Source organism: Micromonospora sp. ATCC 39149 (genome assembly GCF_000158815.1).
Classification (GTDB): domain Bacteria; phylum Actinomycetota; class Actinomycetes; order Mycobacteriales; family Micromonosporaceae; genus Micromonospora.
On sequence record NZ_GG657738.1, the window covers coordinates 6,532,356 to 6,535,022 of the forward strand.

At 75.6% G+C, this 2,667-nt stretch carries 3 protein-coding genes; all 3 read left to right on the top strand.

Translation table 11 applies throughout. From position 1 onward, the window contains the following. On the top strand, positions 1-965 hold a 965-nt coding region (locus MCAG_RS28185; protein ID WP_083802379.1), incomplete at its 5' end, for a cell wall metabolism sensor histidine kinase WalK. A 314-nt stretch (positions 966-1,279) separates the two neighbouring features. Continuing rightward, positions 1,280-1,429: a hypothetical protein gene (locus MCAG_RS34100; protein WP_165949904.1), complete on the top strand. Its 150-nt coding sequence runs from the start codon at positions 1,280-1,282 to the stop codon at positions 1,427-1,429. A gap of 15 nt (positions 1,430-1,444) precedes the next feature. Then, on the top strand, positions 1,445-2,667 hold a 1,223-nt coding region (locus MCAG_RS28190; protein ID WP_083802381.1), incomplete at its 3' end, for a methyltransferase.

A 2,667-nucleotide genomic window follows, 5' to 3' on the forward strand; every position in this document is an offset into this window, starting at 1 on the left:
TGCTGGCCCAGGCCGGCGTCGCCACCGCCGGCCTGCTCGTCGCCGGCAGCCTCGGCGCGCTCATCGGCCAGGCGACCCTGCGCTCGCTGCGCCGGGTCGCCGACACCGCCACCCGTGTCACCGAGCTGCCGCTGGACCGGGGCGAGGTGGCCCTGTCGGTGCGGGTGCCGGCGGCCGACACCGACCCGCGCACCGAGGTCGGCCAGGTCGGCGCCGCGCTCAACCGGATGCTCGGGCACGTCGCCGCCGCGCTCGCCGCCCGGCAGGCCAGCGAGACGCGGGTACGCCAGTTCGTCGCCGATGCCAGCCACGAGCTGCGTACCCCCCTGGCCGCCATCCGCGGGTACGCCGAGGTGGCCCGCCGTGGCCGGGACCGTGTCCCGCCGGACGTCGCGCACGCGCTGCGCCGGGTCGAGTCGGAGAGCACCCGGATGACCAGCCTCGTCGACGACCTGCTGCTGCTGGCCCGGCTCGACTCCGGCCGGCCCCTCGCGGTCGAGCCGGTGGACCTGACCGCCCTGGTCGTCGACGCGGTCAGCGACGCCCACGTCGCCGGCCCCGAGCACCGCTGGCAGCTCGACCTGCCCGGGACGGAGCTGGTGGTGCCCGGCGACGCCGCCCGGCTGCATCAGGTGGTGGCGAACCTGCTGACCAACGCCCGGGTGCACACCCCTCCCGGCACGACGGTCACCGCCCGGCTCGCCGCCGCGCCCGACGGGGCCGTGCTCGGCATCGCAGACGACGGCCCCGGCATTCCGGCCGACCTGCAGGGCGAGGTCTTCGAACGCTTCGCCCGGGGCGACAGCTCGCGCTCGCGCGCCCACGGCAGCACCGGCCTCGGCCTGGCCATCGTGGCGGCCGTGGTGGACGCCCACCACGGCCGCGTCGAGGTGCGGAGCCGCCCAGGTCATACGGTGTTCACCGTCGTGTTGCCGGCGTTCACGGGTCCCACAGCGACCGCATAGGTCGGACACGGCCCGCCGCCAGCGGCGCCTCCCCCGGCGGCAGGTGGCCGTGGAACCCGGCCCCGGTCAGCTCGGTCCGGCAGCGGTCCACCTCCGCCGGGTCGGCGCACCGGAACGCCAGGCTCAGCCGGGGGGGTCGGCGGCGACCGTCGCGTCTTGACCGGAACGGACACCGGCGGACTGGCCGGTGTGGCCTCGAGGGCACCGAGCGTCGCGTACGGTGGCAACGAGACAAGTCCGGCTTTTGGGCATGAACACCCCAGACGGCGTGTGCCCCGGGGTCGGCTCCGAGACGGCGAGGGGAAGGAGCGGCCGTGATGCACCTGGCCTACCTGGACGCGGGATCCGGCAGCCTGATCGTGCAGGCGGTGGTCGGAGGGGTGGCCGGAGCGGCGGTGGCCGCGAAGCTCTACTGGCGCCGGCTGACGGCCCGGTACCGCCGCCAGCGCACCGACCGTTCCTGAGCGGGGCACCGGGCCATGGCCATGCTCCACACCGAAGTCCGGGCCGAGCCGGGCTCGTTCCGCGACCCGGCCAACCGCGTCTTCTACGCCGACGGGGAGGTCCTGCGCGGGCTCGACGCCCGGGCGGCCGAGCACTGGCGGGCCCTGTCCGCCAGCGACTTCTTTCCGCCGCTGCTCGCCGCCGGCAAGGTCTGCGGCACCGAGCCGGTCGAACCGGCCCGCTACGCCGCCGGCACCGACGTGCCGTGGGCCGCCGTGCTGCGCCACGAACGCATCCCGTTCGTCTCCCACCCGTACGAATGGTCGTTCGGCATGCTGCGCGACGCGGCCCTGCTGCACCTGGAGATCCTGCGCGCGGCGCTGGCCGCCGGCTTCACCACCAAGGACGGCTCGGCCTACAACCTCCAGTGGCGCGGCGTCGCGCCGGTCTTCATCGACGTCGGCTCGTTCGAGCCGGCCCGCGACGGCGAACCCTGGGCCGGCTACCGGCAGTTCTGCCAGACCCTGCTCTACCCGCTGCTGCTCACCGCCCACCTCGGCGTGGACTTCCAGCCCTGGCTGCGGGCCCAGGTCGACGGCATCCCGCCGGAGCAGATGCGCCGGCTCTTCACCGGCGTCCGGCGGCTGCTGCCGGGCGTGCCCACCCACGTGCACCTGCATTCCGCGATGCAGCAACGGCACGCCGACGCCACCAGCGGCGATGTGCGCGAGCAATTACGCACCGCCGGGTTCTCCCGGGAGTTGGCGCTGGCCGCCGTACGCCGGATCGAGAAGCTGGTCCGACGGCTGCGTCCCCGGAGCGGGCGCAGCCACTGGGCCGACTACCAGCGCACGTGCAGCTACTCCGCCGCGGACAGGGCCGCGAAGGAGCGCTTCGTCGAGCTGGCGCTGACCGCCGGAGCGCCGCCCGGCCTGGTGCTCGACCTGGGCGCCAACGACGGCCGGTACGCCCGCCTCGCCGCGCGGTACGCCGGCTACGTCGTCGCCGTCGAGCAGGACCCGACCGTGGTCGACGAACTGTACGCCGCGCTGCGCGCCGAGGACCAGCGGCGGGTGCTGCCGCTGGTGATGGACCTGGCCGACCCGTCGCCCGGCGGCGGCTGGCGCGGCGTCGAGCGGGCCGCGTTCGGCACCCGGGCCCGGGCCGACCTGGTGCTGGCCCTCGCCGTCGTGCACCACCTGGCGATCGGGCGCAACGTGCCGCTGGCGCAGGTCGTCGACCAGCTCGCCGACGTCTG